This is a genomic window from Bradyrhizobium sp. USDA 10063 (assembly GCF_054063735.1).
Window position 1 is genome coordinate 1289490 of record NZ_JBSSGP010000002.1, and the last position, 17827, is coordinate 1307316.

Annotated in this window: 18 protein-coding genes; 4 read left to right on the forward strand and 14 right to left on the reverse strand. The window is 64.3% G+C overall.

The window, feature by feature from the left end; genetic code table 11:
- Positions 1-4 precede the first annotated feature (4 nt).
- From ACVJGD_RS08020 to ACVJGD_RS08050, 7 genes are read right to left on the reverse strand one after another with little or no spacing between them, the layout of a single operon-like run.
- On the reverse strand, positions 5-538 hold the full coding sequence (locus ACVJGD_RS08020; RefSeq protein WP_456633847.1) for an NADH-quinone oxidoreductase subunit B family protein: 534 nt from the start codon (positions 536-538) through the stop codon (positions 5-7).
- Between the two features lie 8 nt (positions 539-546).
- Positions 547-2058, reverse strand: coding sequence for a hydrogenase large subunit (locus tag ACVJGD_RS08025; protein WP_456633848.1), 1512 nt, complete (start codon positions 2056-2058; stop codon positions 547-549).
- Between the two features lie 17 nt (positions 2059-2075).
- Complete coding sequence (locus tag ACVJGD_RS08030; RefSeq protein WP_456633849.1) at positions 2076-3527, reverse strand: hydrogenase 4 subunit F; 1452 nt, start codon at positions 3525-3527, stop codon at positions 2076-2078.
- Positions 3524-4192: a hydrogenase-4 component E gene (locus ACVJGD_RS08035; RefSeq protein ID WP_456633850.1), complete on the reverse strand. Its 669-nt coding sequence runs from the start codon at positions 4190-4192 to the stop codon at positions 3524-3526. The genes ACVJGD_RS08030 and ACVJGD_RS08035 overlap by 4 nt, the downstream gene beginning before the upstream one ends.
- Entirely contained in the window at positions 4192-5148 is a 957-nt protein-coding gene (locus ACVJGD_RS08040) for a respiratory chain complex I subunit 1 family protein (protein ID WP_456633851.1), read from the reverse strand. The genes ACVJGD_RS08035 and ACVJGD_RS08040 overlap by 1 nt, the downstream gene beginning before the upstream one ends.
- Positions 5139-7154 (reverse strand): hydrogenase 4 subunit B, encoded by a 2016-nt coding sequence (gene hyfB, locus ACVJGD_RS08045; RefSeq protein ID WP_456640206.1) that lies wholly within the window; start codon positions 7152-7154, stop codon positions 5139-5141. Before hyfB ends, ACVJGD_RS08040 begins: the two co-directional genes overlap by 10 nt.
- 2 nt (positions 7155-7156) lie before the next feature.
- Positions 7157-7471, reverse strand: coding sequence for a helix-turn-helix domain-containing protein (locus tag ACVJGD_RS08050; protein ID WP_456633852.1), 315 nt, complete (start codon positions 7469-7471; stop codon positions 7157-7159).
- Positions 7472-7729: 258 nt separating this feature from the next.
- Between ACVJGD_RS08050 and ACVJGD_RS08055 the strand changes: the two genes are divergently transcribed.
- Entirely contained in the window at positions 7730-7891 is a 162-nt protein-coding gene (locus ACVJGD_RS08055) for a hypothetical protein (protein ID WP_456633853.1), read from the forward strand.
- 36 nt (positions 7892-7927) lie between these two features.
- Here the strand turns inward: ACVJGD_RS08055 and ACVJGD_RS08060 are convergent, their stop codons facing one another.
- From ACVJGD_RS08060 to ACVJGD_RS08075, 4 genes are all read right to left on the reverse strand, one after another.
- Positions 7928-9010 carry a methyltransferase gene (locus ACVJGD_RS08060; protein WP_456633854.1) on the reverse strand — a complete coding sequence of 361 codons (1083 nt, stop codon included), beginning with the start codon at positions 9008-9010 and terminating at the stop codon, positions 7928-7930.
- 424 nt (positions 9011-9434) lie between these two features.
- On the reverse strand, positions 9435-10643 hold the full coding sequence (locus tag ACVJGD_RS08065) for an MFS transporter (RefSeq protein ID WP_456633855.1): 1209 nt from the start codon (positions 10641-10643) through the stop codon (positions 9435-9437).
- Positions 10644-10662: 19 nt separating this feature from the next.
- A complete protein-coding gene (gene kdsA / locus ACVJGD_RS08070) occupies positions 10663-11514 on the reverse strand; it encodes a 3-deoxy-8-phosphooctulonate synthase (protein WP_456633856.1) in 852 nt (283 codons plus the stop codon).
- A gap of 96 nt (positions 11515-11610) precedes the next feature.
- On the reverse strand, positions 11611-11937 hold the full coding sequence (locus ACVJGD_RS08075; protein WP_456633857.1) for an NIPSNAP family protein: 327 nt from the start codon (positions 11935-11937) through the stop codon (positions 11611-11613).
- Positions 11938-12066: 129 nt separating this feature from the next.
- Here ACVJGD_RS08075 and ACVJGD_RS08080 point away from each other — a divergent pair, with 129 nt between their 5' ends.
- Together ACVJGD_RS08080 and ACVJGD_RS08085 are read left to right on the forward strand one after the other, a co-directional pair.
- Entirely contained in the window at positions 12067-12327 is a 261-nt protein-coding gene (locus tag ACVJGD_RS08080; protein ID WP_456633858.1) for a BrnT family toxin, read from the forward strand.
- Entirely contained in the window at positions 12311-12598 is a 288-nt protein-coding gene (locus ACVJGD_RS08085; RefSeq protein ID WP_456633859.1) for a BrnA antitoxin family protein, read from the forward strand. Before ACVJGD_RS08080 ends, ACVJGD_RS08085 begins: the two co-directional genes overlap by 17 nt.
- Before the next feature lie 16 nt (positions 12599-12614).
- On the opposite strand, the gene ACVJGD_RS08090 is transcribed toward ACVJGD_RS08085, so the two are convergent.
- The 3 genes from ACVJGD_RS08090 to tpiA all read right to left on the reverse strand — a co-directional run bounded on the left by ACVJGD_RS08090 (position 12615) and on the right by tpiA (position 15695).
- Positions 12615-14246, reverse strand: a complete 1632-nt coding sequence (locus ACVJGD_RS08090; protein ID WP_456633860.1) for a CTP synthase — start codon at positions 14244-14246, stop codon at positions 12615-12617.
- A gap of 168 nt (positions 14247-14414) precedes the next feature.
- Entirely contained in the window at positions 14415-14807 is a 393-nt protein-coding gene (gene secG, locus ACVJGD_RS08095; protein WP_456633861.1) for a preprotein translocase subunit SecG, read from the reverse strand.
- A 132-nt stretch (positions 14808-14939) separates the two neighbouring features.
- Positions 14940-15695: a triose-phosphate isomerase gene (tpiA, locus tag ACVJGD_RS08100; protein WP_456633862.1), complete on the reverse strand. Its 756-nt coding sequence runs from the start codon at positions 15693-15695 to the stop codon at positions 14940-14942.
- Between the two features lie 225 nt (positions 15696-15920).
- On the opposite strand from tpiA, the gene ACVJGD_RS08105 reads away from it, so the two are divergent.
- Positions 15921-17825, forward strand: a complete 1905-nt coding sequence (locus ACVJGD_RS08105; RefSeq protein ID WP_456633863.1) for a SurA N-terminal domain-containing protein — start codon at positions 15921-15923, stop codon at positions 17823-17825.
- The last annotated feature ends 2 nt before the right edge of the window (positions 17826-17827 follow it).

Consider the following 17827-nt stretch of genomic DNA (forward strand, 5'->3'; position numbering starts at 1 on the left):
CCCCTCAACTGGTACTGCCATTTGCGGCCGTACGATCGAGCAGAGACAGAAGTCCCTGCAGGATCTTGGCGGGCGACGGCGGACAGCCGGGAATATGAAGGTCGACGGGAACGACCTGCGAGACTCCCCCGACGACCGCATAGCTGCCGGCAAAGCATCCACCATCGCGCGCGCAATCGCCGACCGCGACGACCCATTTCGGATTGGGCGTCGCATGATAGGTCCGCTCCAATGCCTCGCGCATGTTTTTCGTCACCGGCCCGGTCACCATCAGCACGTCCGCGTGGCGCGGCGAGGCCACGAAGCGGATCCCGAAGCGCTCGACGTCGTAATACGCATTGCTGAGCGCGTGAATCTCGAGCTCACAGCCGTTGCACGAGCCGGCATCGATTTCGCGGATCGACAGGCTCCTGCCGAGGCGCTGCCGCGCCGCACGCTGGAACGATGCCGCCAGTTCGTCGACGGCGGCTTGTTCGGGCAATGGCGGCTGCTCCGCGAGCGGACTTCGGAACAGACTCTGAAAGAGAAGCTTGCGCATACCCTCTCCTAAAGGTCGTGCCCGGAATAGGAGCAGTTGAACGATTTGTTGCAGAGTGGAAAATCCGCGACGATGTTGTTCTCGATGGCAGCTTCCAGCAACGGCCACTGAAACCAGGATGGGTCGCGGAGATAGCAGCGGTCGATCCGGCCGCCGCTGAGCCGGAGCCATGCCAGGATGTCGCCCCTGAAGCCTTCGACCAGTGCCATGCCCTCTCGCGGCTCTGCTTCCGAAGGGATCGGCACGCGCAGCGGGCCTTCGGGAAGCCCGTCCAGGATCTGCCCGGTCAAAGACAGGCTCTGTTCGACTTCGCGAATCCGAATCCAGACGCGGGCGTTCACATCGCCGTCGTCGAGCACCGGCACCTCGAAGCGCAGCGCGTCATACGGCGCGTAGCCCGGACGGCGACGAACATCGAACGCGCGTCCGGACGCGCGGCCCACATAGCCGCCCGCAGCATATTGTCTTGCCAGAGCCGCCGTGACGATCCCGGTAGCGACAGTGCGATCCTGAAGCGAGGCCGTATTGTCGTAGAGTTCGATCAGTGCCGGAAACCGTCGCCTGATATCGTCGAGCGCCGCGCCGATGGCCGCCCGTCCGTTGTTATCGAGATCGCGGACGATGCCGCCGGGAACGATGATGTCCCGCATCAGGCGGTGACCGAAGGCAATATCGGCTGCGCGGAGAATTCCTTCGCGCAGCACGTTGCAATGGGCTTGCATCAAGTTGAACGACGCGTCGTTGCAGATGGCGCCGATGTCGCCGAGATGATTGGCGAGCCGCTCGAGCTCCGCGAGCAGCGCACGCAGCCCGACCGCGCGGGACGGCACCTTGAGCCCGAGCGCCGCCTCCACCGCTTGCGAGAACGCGAGCGCATAGGCAACCGTGCTGTCTCCGGAGACGCGGCCGGCGAGCCGGACCGCCCGGTCGATGTCCGCTCCCGCCATCAGTCCATCGACGCCCTTGTGGACGTAACCCAGGCGCTGCTCGAGCCGGACCACGGTTTCCCCGCTTGCGCTGAAGCGGAAGTGCCCGGGCTCGATGATGCCGGCATGGACCGGCCCGACCGCGATCTGGTGCAGGCCCGGCCCCTCGGCGGCAAGAAACGCGTAAGCTGCCGATTGGCTGGGCGAGGCGACGGAATCGCCGAGCGGATGCCGAACTCCCCACTCGCCATGATCGAGCCACGGGCGCGCGTCAGGCGAGCCTTCCGCCGCAACGCCGAACAAATCGGCGATGGCGCGCTCAGGGCGAAGCGCCGGCGGGTGCTGCCGTCCGATGGACGGAAAACGTCCGTCCGCACATTCAAGGCTGAGGACCGCGATCTCCGCGGCCTGCTCCTCCAGCACCGCCATGTGCACCATCGCCTGCTCGCCCCACAGGCCGAGCAGGCTCCATCGGCCGGATGCCAATTCGCCGGCCGCGAGATTCCAGGTGTCGGCGTCGACGACCGCCCGTCGCCAGGGTGCGTGGTGCTCAGCCGGTCGGCCGGTCAGGACGAGATCAATCAGCGACGGCATGGCCTGACCTCCTCACCCTATCCAAGAAGCCGCGCCACATGCTGGAACCAGTCGACCAGCGGGCCAGGAAGATAGATGCCTGCAATCAGTACCAATGCGAGATGCGCGAACATTGGCAGATAGGAACCGTCTGCCGGCGCCTTGCTGCCACGGGGCTCGCCGAACGCAACACTGGTCAGACGAAGGATCAGCGCGCCGAACGCAACCAGGATGCCGAACACGAGCGCGACGGCAAGCAAAGGCTGCCGCGCGAACGTCGAGCTCACGACCAGGAATTCGCTCATGAAGATGCCGAGCGGCGGAAGTCCGGCGATCGCCACGACGCCGACCACGAGCCCCCACCCGAGCGCCGGATGGGTCACGGTCAATCCCCGTATCCGCGCAATTCGTTGCGTGCCCTTGATCTGCGAAATATGCCCGACGGCAAAGAAGATCGCCGACTTCGTCAGGCTGTGCATCACCATGTGCAGCAAGCCGGCGAAATTGGCCAATGGACCGCCCATTCCGAATGCGAACACGATGATGCCCATGTGCTCGATCGACGAGTACGCGAACAGGCGCTTGATGTCGCGCCGCCGGTAGAGCATGAACGCGGCGAACACGACGGAAATCAGCCCCATCGTCACCATCAGCGGGCCCGGCGCGATCGCACCGGGGCTGGCGGCGAGCAGGATCTTGAACCGCAACAGCGCATAGAGCGCGACGTTGAGCAGCAGGCCCGACAAGACCGCCGAGATCGGCGTGGGGCCTTCCGCATGCGCGTCGGGGAGCCACGCGTGCAGCGGCGCCAGTCCGACCTTCGTGCCATAGCCGAGCAGCAGGAAGACAAAGGCCACGTTGAGCAGCGCCGGGTCGAACTTCGCGGTCTGCCCGACCAGCACCGTCCAAACCATGGCGTCGGGTCCCTCGCCCACCACCGGTCGCGCGGCCATGTAGACCAGGATCGTCCCGAACAGCGCGAACGCGATCCCGACGCTGCCGAGGATGAAATACTTCCACGCCGCCTCGAGCGCCGCATGCGTCCGGTAGATGCCGACCATCAGCACCGTCGTCAGCGTCGCCACCTCGACTGCGACCCACATCAGCCCGATATTGTTCGACACGAACGCGAGATTCATGCCGAACATCATGATCTGATACATCGCGTGGTAGAAACGCAGATAGGCCGGCGTCAGCCGCCCGGTCTCGAGCTCATGCGCGATGTAGCCCGCGCTGAAGATACTGGTCGTGAATCCGACGAAGGTGTTGAGGACGATGAAGACGATGTTCAGATCGTCGACCAGCAGATAGGACCCGGCCGGCGGGCGATCGATCAGGAACAGCGACAGCGCCGCAACGAAGGTCGCCAGACTGGCCGCGACGTTGAGACGCGCCGTCAGGCGGTAGTCGGGCAACGCTGCCAGCAGCAGCGCGGCTGCCGCCGGGATCCACAGCACCGCCGCCGCGGGATCGAACGAGAACCCGCTCATCGCCGCTCTCCCCGGAAGTCGTCGAGCGTGGACACGTCGACGGAATCGAACCTCTCCCGGATCCGGAACAGGAAAATGCCGATGACGATGAAGGCGATCAGGATCGAGAATGCCACGCTGATCTCGACCACGAGCGGCATGCCCTTGGCGCCGGTGGCCGCAAGCACCAGTCCGTTCTCCAGCGACATGAAGCCGACGACCTGGCTCACGGCATTGCGCCGGGTCACCATCACCAGCAGTCCAAGCAGCACCACCGAGAGCGCGAACGCCAAATCCTCGCGCGCCAGCGGGTCGGCCTCCGGCGTGACCCGCAGCATCAGCACCATCGAGAGCGCGACCAGCCCCATCCCGGCCAGCATGGTCGGGCCGATCCCGACCGCAGACTCGATGTCGCGGTGAATCCCAAGCCGCTGCACGATGCGGTGCAGCGCCACCGGGATCACGATCGCCTTGAACACCAGCGCGATGACCGCGGTGACGTAGAGATGCGGCGCATCCTGCACGAAAGCCTGCCAGGCGACCGAAAGCGCCAGCACCAAGGCGTGCAGCGCAAAGACGTTGAGCAGCGAATAGAGCCGGTCCTGGTACAGCATCAGGAAGCTGATCAGGACGAGCCCGCCGGCGAGCGTATGGGAAACGTCGAAGGCGAGACTGTGCAATTGCATCAGAAGCTCCTCGACACGAACAGCAGCAGCGTTCCGAGCAGACCGAGCATCAGGGCTGCGCCGAGAAACTGCGGAATGCGGAAAACCCGCATCTTCGCCGTCGCGGTCTCGAACAGCGCCAGCAGGAAACCTGCAACCATGAGCTTGACGACATAGGCGCCTGCGCCGATGGCGTAGGCCACCGGGCCGGAGCCGAACACCGCGATCTTCCAGGGCATGAACACGCAGGCGATCAGCGATATATAGAGCAGCAGCTTGAGGAAGGCGCCAAATTCGATCATCGCGAGATGGCGTCCCGAATATTCGAGAACCATCGCCTCATGGACCATGGTCAGTTCAAGATGCGTCGCCGGATTGTCGATCGGGATGCGCCCGTTCTCTGCCAGAGCGACCATGATCAGCGCAATCAGCGCCATTCCGAGCGACACCCGCAATCCGACATAGGACGAGGCCAGGACGTTCGCGACCGTCGACAACTGCGTCGAACCGGCAACCAGCGCCAGACAGAACACCATCAGCAGCATCGCCGGCTCTGCCAGCGCCGCGATCATGACTTCACGGCTGGAGCCGATGCCGCCGAAGCTGGTGCCGACATCCATGCCCGCGAGCGCCAGGAAGAAGCGCGCGCTTCCGAGCAGCGCGACGATGGCGATCAGGTCCGCGGTCCAGTTGAACAAGAGGCCGGTCGCGAACGTCGGCACCAGTGCGGCGGCGACCCAGATCGCGGCAAAGGTCACGTAGGGCGTAACCCGGAACAGCCACGAAGCATTGTCGGCGAGCACCACTTCCTTGCGCATCAACCGCAGCAGATCGCGATAGGGCTGAAACACCGAAGCTCCCTCGCGGCGCACCAGGCGGGCCTTGACCTTGCGCACGAAGCCGGTCAGCAGCGGCGCGAGCAGCAGCACCAGCAGCATCTGCACACCCTGCACCAACATGTCCGAGATCACGTCCATATTGCGAGCACCAGCAGCAGCGTAACGAGCGTTGCGAAAACGAGGCTGAGATAGCGTCTGATGGTCAGGAATTGCAGGCGGTTGAGCCACCCGGAAGAAAAGCCGACGGCTGCCACGATCGGCCGATAGCCTCGCTCCCATATCAGATCATGCAATTCGATCCTGAGTCGCGCCGGCCTTGTGTCTCCGGGAGGCGGCATCGCGACGTGATCGCGGGCATGGAAGGCGAGCGTACCGAACACGCGGCGGATCGGCTGTGCAAAGCTTTCGCCGGAATATTGCGCCGCCGGCACGGTATCGGAAAATCCGCAGCCCCAGGCCGGCCCTCGCCTTAGCGCGCGGGAGGCATAGCGATGGATGAAGAACGCGGCCGAAGAGGCGCAGATCGTGATGAACACCATCACCAGCAGCCCGTTATATGAACTGCGGCTGTCCGCGATCGGCACGATCGAAAGCCAGGCTTCGTTGGCCTGCACCGGCATGCGGCCACCGAGGATGTCGATGCTGACAGGCGAAAGCGCGTCGATCACCAATCCCGGCAAGATGCCGGCGAGCAGGCACAGGGCGACCAGAACGAACATCGCAGTGAGCGAGTAGCGGTCGACCTCGGTTGCGGCGTCCGCTGGCCCGCTGCGCGGCCGTCCGAGGAACGTCACGCCGTAGGCCTTGACGAAACAGGCCGCCGCCAGCGCTGCCGCAAGGGCCAGCGCCGCGCCGACCGCGGGCACCATGACCTTCAGCGCCCATTGCGGCAGGTCCGGACTTTGCAGCACGGCCTGGAACATCAGCCATTCCGAAACGAAGCCGTTGAACGGCGGAAGCGCCGAGATCGCGACGCAGCCGACCAGCACGGCGAAGCTCGTCTTCGGCATGCGGTGGATCAGACCGCCCAATCTGTCCATGTCCCGCTCGCCGGTCGAGATCAGCACGGCGCCGGCGCCGAAGAACAACAGGCTCTTGAACAGCGAGTGGTTGAGCACGTGAAACAGCGCCGCGGTGAGCGCGAGCGCGGCCGCTAGGCGGAAGCCGTTGGCCTGAAACCCCAGCGCAAGGCCGAGGCTGACGAAGATCACGCCGACGTTTTCGATGGTGCTGTAGGCCAGCAGGCGTTTCAGGTCCTGCTCCATCATGGCGTAGAGAATCCCCATCACGGCCGTGACGGCCCCGAGGAAGAGGACGATCACGCTCATCCACCAGGTCGGCTGTCCCAACAGATCGAAGACCACGCGGATGAAGCCGTAGATCGCGACCTTGGTCATGACCCCGCTCATCAGCGCCGAGACGTGGCTCGGAGCCGCCGGATGCGCCAGCGGCAGCCAGACGTGCAAGGGCACGAGGCCGGCCTTGGAGCCGGCACCGAGCAGCATCAGGGTCAGCACCAGTCCGACGGCGCCAGGCGCATGTGGCGCGGCGCGGATGGCCGAAAATCCATAATCGCCCGCCGGTCCCGCCAGGAGACCAAAGGCCAGCAGCAGTGCCAGCGTGCCGAAGCTTGCCATCACCAGATAGACGTAACCTGCCATGGCATTGCCCGCTTCGCGATGATGCGCGAGCACCAGCGCCCATGACGCCAGCGACATGAACTCCCAGCAGAGCAGGAAGGAAAACGCATCGTCGGCCAGGATCACGAGGTTCATGCCGGCAAGAAACGCCGGAAAGAACGGAAGCACCCGGTGCGGCTCGGTTTCGTGGTGGCCGTAACCGAGACCGTAGACGCTTGCGGCCGCCCCGCCGAAATTGACCACGACCAGAAAGAAGGAAGCGAGATGATCGAGGCGGAAATGCGCGCCGAGCCATGGCAGCCCGACCGGCAGGACAAGCGCGGAGGTTTCCGGCCCGCCCCTGATCAACCAGTTCATCGCGACCGCAGTCGCGACGACACAGATGGTTATCGTCATGCCGTAGACGAGGCTGGCGGCGTTCCTTGAGCGGCTCAACACGATCGCCAGCGCGGCAGCCGCCAGGAGCGCCGCGACGCATGACATCTGGAGAGCGGCCGCCGACATCATCAGGGCATCGGACCTCCCGCCGCCTTGTTGTCGGAGCGGTCGCCCGGCGATGCCTTGTCGGATGCCACTCGATCCCTCAGCCGCACCCCGCGGCCCTGCCCGGTGCTTGCGGTCCCCTCGTTGATCAGCTCGATCCCGGCTTTCTCGAACGCGGTAATCAACTTCATCAGCGAATCGACATTGCCGCGAACCACGGTGTCGCTCGCTTCCATGCGTTGTATCGTGGGAACCGACAGTCCGGAGAGATCCGCAAGCTGCCGTTGATCAATTCCCAACAGACCCCTGGCCGCCCGCATTTGCCCTGCAGTGATCATCCGCCTGGCCGCCCAAGCGCTTCGCAGCGCACAATGAATTGTTGAGGCTGTATCCTAACTAATGATGTCAGGATGGCAAGAACTGATATCCCAGACATCTTCGCTCCCCAAGGAACGCTCAGATGCTGTGAGGGGGTCCGTCACGGACCCGAGGCGGCCGCGTTGTCGTGGCCCTAGGCCGCGACGTCCGGACGACCGGCGGCGACGGCGGGAGTCCTCTGCTTCAGCAATGCTGCGCAGGCAAGTCCCAGTGCGACCATGATTGCGGCCGCCCACCGCAAAGCCCGCGATGACGATGCCCGCGATCGACAGCGAGGTTTCGCCGAGGTCGAACAGGAACGACGCCACGAACGGAAACAGGCCGAGCACGCAGCAGCCTTCGATGAGCGGCTCGCTGAAGCTGACGCCTTCGCGATTTGAGCTGCAGGGCGCGCCTATTCCACTCCGCTTTACACCTTACGGCTTGCGGCCGATCACGGCGCCGCTCGCGGCGGGTGCGTCGAACCAGACCGTCTCGACGTGCCGAAATCCGGCTTCATCGAGCCACGCGGAATATTCGGCCCGCGTGTAGTTTCGCCCTTCCGTCTCGATCAGCATGTTGAGGCTCATCAGCGCGGCCGGCGCTGGTCCGGTCTTCTCGTCATTGACGAGAAGCTCGCTGATGACGACTGCGCCGCCGCTCGGCAAAGCCTCGAAGGACCGGCGCAGCAGGGCGCGGTTCTTCGCCTCGTCCCAATCGTGCAGGATCATCGACAGGAGATGCACGTCGTGATCCCCGGGAAGCTGTTCGAAGAAGCTGCCGCCGGCGGTCTCGATGCGGTCGGTCAAGCCGGCCTCGGCAATCTTTCCCGCGGCGATCGCGGCCACATGCGGCAAGTCGAACACGGTCGCGCGCAGCTCCCCATACTGTTTGCAAAGCTCGATGTCGTACGCGCCCGATCCGCCGCCGATGTCCAGAAGGCGGCGGAAATGACTGAGATCCAAGGCTTCGCCGAGCTTGCGCGCGGTCATCGTGGAGACCGAATGCATCGCCTCCCAGAACAGTGCCAACACCATCGGATCCTCGCCGTCGAACATTGAGGATTGCACCGCCGGGTCCCACGTGGTCGGCCGGTTCGTGCGCAGCGCCTCTGTAAGCCTTCCCCAGCCCGCGTAGAGCCGCTTATCGGCCATCTGCACGAAGCCACCGAAGTAATACGGTTTCCCGCGCACGAGATAGGCTTCGCTTAACGGCGTATTGCGATAACGGCCGTCCGTTTTCTCCAGAAGCCCAAGTGCAGCGCAGCCGGTCAACAGCATCTCGGCCGGGCGTGGATGCAGGCCGAGCGCTTGTGCCAGCTCGCCGACCGTGGTGCCGGCGCCGCCGGCAAGACGGCTGAAGAGGTCCAACTCGTGCGCAGCGGCCAGAGTCTTGGAGGCCCAGAAACCGGTCGAAAGCGCCATCAGCGGGACGGCGGAAGGAAGCTCCGGCGTGGCGGCAATCGGCTGGACGTTTGCATCCTTGGCCGGAGGCGCTGTCCGCGAAAGCTGACTGGCCATAATCACCTCCCCTTCAGAGCGAGTCACAGCCGATCGTAAGGAATTACAGGACTAGCAGAAGTGCCAATTCATGGATTCTCGGCCAGTCCAATTCTCGTACGCCTGTCACTTCAGCCTAGAAGGAAGCGCAGGAACCGGCTGGCCTGTGTGGCCATCTACTCGGCGAGCTGTGGCTACCGTCTACTGGGCTGCGAATCTGGCGGCGATGGATTACGCTACGATTTCAGAAAGAGAAAATTCGGTTACGCTTGAAACATCTATTATTTGGCCGGAGTCGGCTGACTTTCTCGATCGTGCCGGCAAGCGCTTACACTTCGCGAAACAATCGATGCCACCACTTGCGGAGGTCGGCGCCTTCGCGCTGGTCCCAACTCGCAATGACGCCCCTCACAGGCGCGAGCGCGGCGCAGGGAGTGGCGTGGCCTTAAGGCTCGACGTCGGGACGGCGCGCGGCGTCGGCCGGCGTCCTCTGCTTCAGCAATGCTGCGCAGGCCAGTCCCAGCGCGATCATGATTGCGGCTGCCGTCAGCAACGTCGGCAGCTTGCCGGCATGCGCGAGGCCGAAGCCATAGGCGATCGGGCCCACCGTTTGGCCCATGAAGAAGAAGAACGAATGCAGCGACATCGCGGTCGCGCGCGCCTCCACCGACAATTCGCTGGCGAAGACCTGCAGGCAGCCATGGATCATGTAGAAGCCCCAGCCCATCGCCAGCAGGCTCAGCGCCTGGATCTTCCACCCCGGACTGAACGCGACCGCAACAAGCTGGACGGCGACCAGCGTCGCGCCGGCGATCATCATGCCCTTGACGCCGAGCTGTGGGAGGAAGCGCGACACGGTCATGGTGTAGAAGAGGCCGCCCACCGCAAAGCCCGCGATGACGATGCCCGCGATCGACAGCGAGGTTTCGCCGAGGTCGAACAGGAACGACGCCACGAACGGAAACAGGCCGAGCACGCAGCAGCCTTCGATGAAGACCGCCGAATAGCAGATGGGCGCGTTCGGATTGGTGAAGATTGTGCGGTAGCCATGCTTCAGGCCGGAGAGGCTCGTCTTCGGCGGATGCGCGAGCTTGGCGCCGCGGAAGCCGGCGAGCACCGCAACCGAGGCCAGCACGACAATCACGCCGAGCACGGCGAGCACGCCACGCCAGCCGAGGAAATCGCCGATCAGGCCAGAGGCCGAAGCGCCGAGCAGGTTGCCGGTCATGGCGCCCGCCAGCGTCCGCCCGATCGCGACCTGGCGCTTGTCGGGCGCCACGAGATCGCTGGTCAGCCCGAGCGCGACCGGAAACACGCCGCCGGAGCCGATGCCGGCGAGGATCCGGGTGGCGAACAGCATCGAGAATGATGTCGACAGCGCGCCGAGAATGTTGGCGAGCCCGAGCAGCACGAGACAGATGATCATCAGCCGCGCCTTGCCGAACAGGTCGGCGGCGGCGCCAAGCAGCGGCTGGACGATCGCGAAGGTGAAGGCGAATACCGCGGCAAAGCTCGCGGCGGTCGCGATGCTGACGCCGAACTCGTCGGCGACATGGGGCAGCACCGGATCGAGCGCGCGAGCTGAAAGACTTGCGGCAAACGTCGCGATCGCAATGATGTTGAGTGCCGGCGGCAGGCGGCTATGTGCGGTCACGACCTTGCCAACTGCCCCCTCAGCGCGCCGTCGTCTTGGCCAGCGCGTCGAATTGCATCAGCGTTCTGACGAGCCCTTCGAACTCGCGGAGCGGCACCATGTTCGGCCCGTCGGATGGAGCGCGATCGGGATCGGGATGGGTCTCGATGAAGACGCCCGCAACGCCGACCGCCACGGCCGCGCGCGCCAGCACGGGGACGAATTCGCGCTCGCCGCCGGAGGATGCCCCCTTCCCGCCCGGTTGCTGCACCGAATGGGTTGCGTCGAAGATGACCGGTGCGCCGGTGGTGCGCGCCAGGATCGGCAGCGCGCGCATGTCGGAGACCAGCGTGTTGTAGCCGAAGGAGACGCCGCGCTCGGTCACCAGCACGTTCGGATTGTTGGCGCCGGTCAGTTTTGCAACCACATTTGCCATGTCCCACGGCGCGAGGAACTGCCCTTTCTTGACGTTGACGACCTTTCCGGTCGCCGCCGCTGCAAGCAGCAGATCGGTCTGGCGGCAGAGGAAGGCCGGAATCTGCAGCACATCGACCGCCGGCGCCACCTCCGCGCATTGCGCGGGCTCGTGCACGTCGGTCAAAACAGGCAGGCCGAGCGAAGCACGAATCTCGGCGAAGATCGGCAATGCCTGCTTCAGTCCGATACCGCGCGCGGCGGATGCGCTGGTGCGGTTGGCCTTGTCGAAGGACGTCTTGTAGACCAGCCCGACCTTGAGGCGATCGGCGATCTCCTTCAGCGCACCTGCGACCTCAAGCGCATGCGCCCGGCTCTCGAGCTGGCACGGCCCGGCGATGAACGAGATCGGCAGATCATTGCCGAACTTGACCGGGCCGACGCTGACGATCGATGCCGCCGAGGTGTTGGCGCTCAAAAGGGTGGTCCTTTCTGTTTCGCGCGGACCATGCCGGTCCGCGACACCAGGATCAACCCCGTTTTGTCCCCGGGAATATCAGGGTTGCGCCGAACCTCACTTCAGCGCGGAGAATGAGGTCGGCACCAGCAACTGGTTGACGATATTACCGACGATCTGGCCATCCTCTTCCGTCTTCGCCCGCGCCGAAATCCATTCCGGATCGGTCTGGAACGCAGTCCATTTCTTCTCGCGATCGGCAAGGGATTCCCAAGCCAGCATATAGGTCAATTCCTGGTTGGATTCGCCGACCAGCGTGGTGAAGAACCCGGCCTGCTTGATGCCGTGCTTCTCCCACAGCTTGAGCGTGATGGTTTCAAAACGCTTGAGCAGCGCCGGCAGCCGGCCCGGCAGGCAGCGATAGACGCGGGTCTCGTAGATCATTCGGCAGTCCTCCCTGAATTTATGGTGTGGCGCTTATAGCGACTACAGGGAGCACTGTCTTGAGGAGCAAATTACATGGCTCCCCTGCCCTGCTTGACTTACCCGAACAGCTAATCGTATATACGAAAAGTGAGTGACTTCGATCCAGCGAAGGATAAAATCAATCGTTCCAAGCACGGGATTTCGCTTGCGCGCTGGGTCGACATGGATATCCGGGCAATCGTCAGGGCCGGGCCGTTCGACTATGGCGATCCCCGATATCGCGCGTACGGCTTCATCGATGGCGTTGCACATTGTCTGGTTTTTACGGTGCGCAACGAACGTTACCGACCCATCAGCCTCCGACGCGCACGTGCAAAGGAGATGAGACGCCATGTCAAAGAAAGCTAAGCCGCCTGTATTTGATGAAGATAACCCGGAATGGACCAAGGCGGATTTCGCCGCGGCGACGAAGTTTCCGCGCGGCGTGCGCCTGAAGGATTTGAAGCCCGATGAACTCGCGCGGATCGTACGAAAGCGCGGACCGCAGAAGACGCCCACGAAGATTCCGGTATCGATCCGCCTCAGCCCCGAAGTCGTGAGCCACTTCAAAGCCAAAGGCCCAGGCTGGCAGTCGCGGATTGACGCCGCGCTACGCAAGATCGCCAAGAAGGCGAGCTGACGGACGACAGCCCGCTCTACACCAATCGGCTCTGCGCCATCGCCGCCTGGATGAAGGAGGCGAACAGCGGGTGCGGCTCGAAGGGGCGCGATTTCAGTTCGGGGTGGAATTGCACGCCGATGAACCAGGGATGGTCTTCGTATTCCACGATCTCCGGCAGCACGCCGTCCGGTGAGAGCCCCGAGAAGCGCAGGCCGTGCTGCTCGAGACGGTCCTTGTAGGCGGTGTTGACCTCGTAGCGGTGGCGGTGGCGCTCGGAGATTTCGGTGGCGCCGCTATAGACTTCGGAAACGCGGCTGCCCCGCTTGAGGACGGCAGGATAAGCTCCGAGCCGCATGGTGCCGCCGAGATCGCCAGCCTGCGACCGTTTCTCCAGTTCGTTGCCGCGCAGCCATTCCGTCATCAAGCCGACCAGCGGCTCCGGCGTCGGGCCGAATTCGGTTGAATTCGCCTGCTCGATACCGACCAGATTCCGTGCGGCTTCGATCACCGCCATCTGCATGCCGAAGCAGATGCCGAAATACGGCACATCGCGCTCACGCGCGAATTGCGCCGCCCTGATCTTGCCCTCCGCGCCGCGCTGGCCGAAGCCGCCGGGCACCAGGATGCCGTTGACGTGCTCAAGGAACGGCGCCGGGTCCTCGTTCTCGAATACCTCGCTCTCGATCCAGTCGAGATTGACCTTCACCTTGTTGGCGATGCCGCCGTGGGACAGCGCCTCGATCAGCGACTTATAGGCATCCTTCATCCCGGTATATTTGCCGACGATCGCGATCGTCACCGCGCCCTCGGGGTTGCGGATACGCTCGTTGATGACGTTCCAGCTCTGCAAGGCAGGCGGAATCTTCGGCGCGATCCCGAACGCGGCCAGCACCTCGTCGTCGAGGCCGGCGGCGTGATAGGCCTCGGGCACGGCATAGATGTTGTCGACGTCGCGCGCCTCGATGACAGCGCTTTCGCGCACGTTGCAGAACAGGCCGAGCTTGCGCCGCTCCTCCTTTGGAATCTCCCGGTCGGTGCGGCAGAGCAGGATATCCGGCTGGATGCCGATCGAGCGCAGCTCCTTCACCGAGTGCTGGGTCGGTTTTGTCTTGAGCTCGCCGGCACTTGGGATGTACGGCAAAAGCGTCAGATGAATGTAGACCGCATGATCGCGCGGCAATTCATTCTTGAGCTGGCGGATCGCCTCGAAGAACGGCAGGCCCTCGATGTCGCCCACCGTGCCGCCGATCTCGACCAGGACGAAGTCATAGCCATCGTTGCCGTCGAGGACGAATTCCTTGATCGCGTTGGTGACGTGCGGGACCACCTGGATGGTCGCGCCGAGATAATCGCCGCGGCGTTCCTTTGAGATGATATCCTGGTAGATGCGCCCGGTGGTGATGTTGTCGGCCTTGGTCGCCGGCCGCCCGGTGAAGCGCTCGTAGTGGCCGAGATCGAGATCGGTCTCGGCGCCGTCGTCGGTCACGAACACTTCGCCATGCTGGTACGGCGACATGGTTCCGGGATCGAGGTTGAGATAGGGATCGAGTTTGCGGAGACGGACCTTGTACCCGCGTGCCTGCAGCAGGGCCCCAAGTGCCGCTGAAGCCAGACCCTTGCCGAGTGAGGAAACCACGCCGCCGGTGATGAATATGTACCGCGCCATGGGGCCTAACCTTTATCTCGACGACGGCGATTCGCCAAAATGATTCGTGTTGTCCCGGCAAACATAATGCCGGGCTGTGAGTGACGTAAATTTTACTGCTTAGTCAGGCCGTTAATGGGGCTTCCTGACGCAGGATGCCAGCCCTGCAGCCTGCATAGCCACCCCGCATTATTGCGAGCGCGGCGCCTGCGGACCGGCCGGGGCCTGCTGACCCTGCTGCTCGTCGGCCTTCTTCAGCGAATCCAGGATGCCGCCCGAGGTCGGCGGCGTGATCGGCGTGCCGCCCGCGGGCTGCTGCGTCGGTGCCGGCGCGCCGGTGCCGATGATCGAAGCGGGCTGGCGGCCGAGACCGGCGTGCCAGGACAGGAACAGGCTGGTCGCGAAGAACAACACCGCCAGAACCGCGGTCGTCCGCGTCAGCAGGTTGGCGGTGCCGCGGCTCGACATGAAGCCTGCGCCCCCACCCATGCCAAGACCGCCGCCCTCGGATTTCTGCAGCAGCACGGCGCCGATCATCACGGCGACGATCATGAGGTGGATGACGATGACGACAGTCTGCATTGTGACCTTCCGTCGCAAGCCTGGAAGCGCCGGGTTCCGGCGGCTCGCGCGCTATCAGCGGGTTTTCCTGAAGTTGCGCGGTGTTACACGATCGGGACAGGCAACGCCACCCTAATAACCGCCGCAGTTTAGCTAGGGAGCGCCCGCTGCGATCGCAAGGAAATCGGCGGCCTTCAGGCTGGCGCCGCCAACCAGCGCACCGTTGACATTGGCAACGCCCAATAGCTCGGCCGCATTCGAGGGCTTTACGGAGCCGCCGTAGAGAATACGGATGTTTACACCCTCACCTTTGAAGCGATCCGTCAGGACACCCCGGATAAACCGATGAACTTGCTCGACATCCTGCACCGTCGGGGTCAGCCCGGTACCGATCGCCCAGACCGGCTCGTAGGCGACCACGAGGTTCGCGGCGGTCGAACCGTCGGGCAGCGACCCCTTGAGCTGGGTGCCGCAGACGTCGAGCGCCTGCCCGGCGTCGCGTTGCTCGCGGGTCTCGCCGATGCAGACGATTGCGGTGAGGCCCGCGCGCCAGGCGGCTTCCGCCTTCTGGCGGACCAGCGCATCGGTCTCGCCATGGTCGGCGCGGCGCTCGGAATGGCCGACGATGATGGCGCTGGCGCCGGCATCCGCCAGCATTTCCGCCGCGATGTCGCCGGTGTGGGCTCCCGACGCCTTGGGGTGGCAATCCTGGGCGCCGACCGCGACCCTCGAGCCGCGGGCCTTGTCGGCAAAGGCGGCAACCAAGGTCACGGGCGGGCAGACGAGGAGATCGGCCTTGCCGGCAAGCGCGCCGGCACCCGCCAGCATGGCGTCGAATTCGCCCGTGGAAGCTTTCAGGCCGTTCATTTTCCAGTTGCCGGCGATCAGCGGCCGGATGGCGTCGGTCATGGCAGAATTCCCGAGAAATGGTCGTCGACATGCGCTAGCAGAGCCCGGCCGTCACTTCCAGACCCGGCTATCCGCCGCTTCAAATCGCCGCTTGCTCTAGGTTGCGACGGCGCAGTTGCCACTTTATGATGCGTTCCCAACTCGGTGACGCGCTTTAAGGAATCCGCTTATCGGATTTTCCCCGGGCACGACCCGGTTCCCCTCCTTTTCAAACAAGTTGGACCCATGCTTCGAGGAATTCGGACAGCCTCATCAAACTGGCTCGGCAAGATTGTCATGGCCGTGGTGATGGGCGTTTTGATTGTCAGTTTCGGAATCTGGGGCATCGCCGACATCTTCAGGGGATTCGGCCAGTCGACGCTCGCCAAGGTTGGCAGCACCGAAATCTCGACGGAGCAATTCCGCCAGATCTACACCGACCGGCTGCAGCAGATCGGCCGCCAGTTCGGCCGTCCGTTGACCCCGGACCAGGCGCGTGCGTTCGGCTTCGACCGGCAGGTGCTGCAGCAGACGATCGCGGAAGCTGCCCTCGACGAGGAGGCCAGGCGGATGCGGCTCGGCCAGTCCGACGCCGAGACTATGCGCTCGATCTACAACGATCCGAACTTCAAGGGGCTGAACGGTCAGTTCGAGCCGCAGCGCTTCCAGTCCGTGATCCGTCAGTTCGGCTACACCGAGCAGCGCTACCTCGCCGAGCAGCGCCGCGTCGGCCTCCGCCGCCAGATCGCCGGCACGATCGGAGCAGGCATCGAGCCGCCAAAGACACTGATCGAGGCCCTGATCCGCTATCAGAACGAGCAGCGCTCGATCGAATACATCAAGCTCGACGCGGCGCAGGCCGGCACCATCGACCCGCCGTCCCCCGAGGCGCTCGCGGCCTATTTCGAGGATCACAAGGCCCAGTTCCGCGCGCCCGAATACCGCAAGATCGCATTCGTCGTCGTGACGCCCGAGGAGATCGGCAAGTGGACCGAGGTCTCCGACGAGGATGCGAAGAAGATATTCGAACAGCGCCGCGCCCAGCTCGGCACGCCGGAGAAGCGCGAGGTATCGCAGATCGTATTTCCGAACATGGAAGAGGCCAACGCCGCACGTGCGCGGCTGACCTCGACCACCTCGTTCGATGACCTCGCCAAGGAGCGCAAGCTCAATCTGTCCGACGTCGATCTCGGCATGGTCGCGAAATCGGCGATCCTCGATCCGGCGGTGGCGGATGCGGCCTTCTCCCTGCCTTCGGGCGAAGTCAGCCAGCCGGTGCAGGGCCGCTTCGGCGTGGCGCTGGTCAAGGTCGGCAAGATCGAGCCGGGCACGACGCCGACCTATGAGAGCATGGCGGGCGAGATCAAGAAGCAGATCGCAACCGAGCGCGCCCGCGAGAAGGTCGCCGATCTCTACAACAAGATGGAAGACGAGCGCGGCGGTGGCGCCAACCTCGTCGAGGCGGCGCAGAAGCTTGGGCTCGCCGCCGTCACCATCGACGCCGTCGACCGCTCGGGGCGCATGCCGAACGGCCAGCCCGTGGCGAACATTCCGACCGGGCTCGATGTGGTCTCGCAGGCCTTTGGCAGCGATGTCGGCGTCGACAACGAGCCGATCCAGTTCCTCGGCGGCTACGCCTGGTACGACGTCCTCGGTGTGACGCCGTCGCGCGAGCGCGGCCTCGACGAGGTGCGCGACCAGGTCGAGGCGAAATGGCGCGAGGACCAGATCGCGACCAAGCTGCGCGAAAAGGCGACCGAGATCGTCAAGAAGGTCGAGGCCGGCGGCAAGCTCACTGAGGAAGCTTCCGCGCTCGGCGTGAAGCTCGAGACCGCGGATAAATTCCGCCGCGATGCCGCGCTGCCCGGCGTGCCCGAGAGTGTGGTTTCGGCTGCGTTCCGCACCGCCAAGGACGGCGTCGGCCAGGCCACGGGTGCCAGCGGCGGCGAGCGCGTCGTGTTCCGCGTCACCGACATCACGGTGCCGCCGGTCGATCTGGCCTCCGAGGAGGTGAAGAAGCTCAAAGAAGCGCTGCAGCGCGGCTTGACCGACGAGCAGGTCGCGCAATACGTCAACAAGATCGAGACCGACATCGGGACATCAATCAATCAGGCCGCCTTCGCACAGGTGACGGGCGCGAATAGCAACTGAGG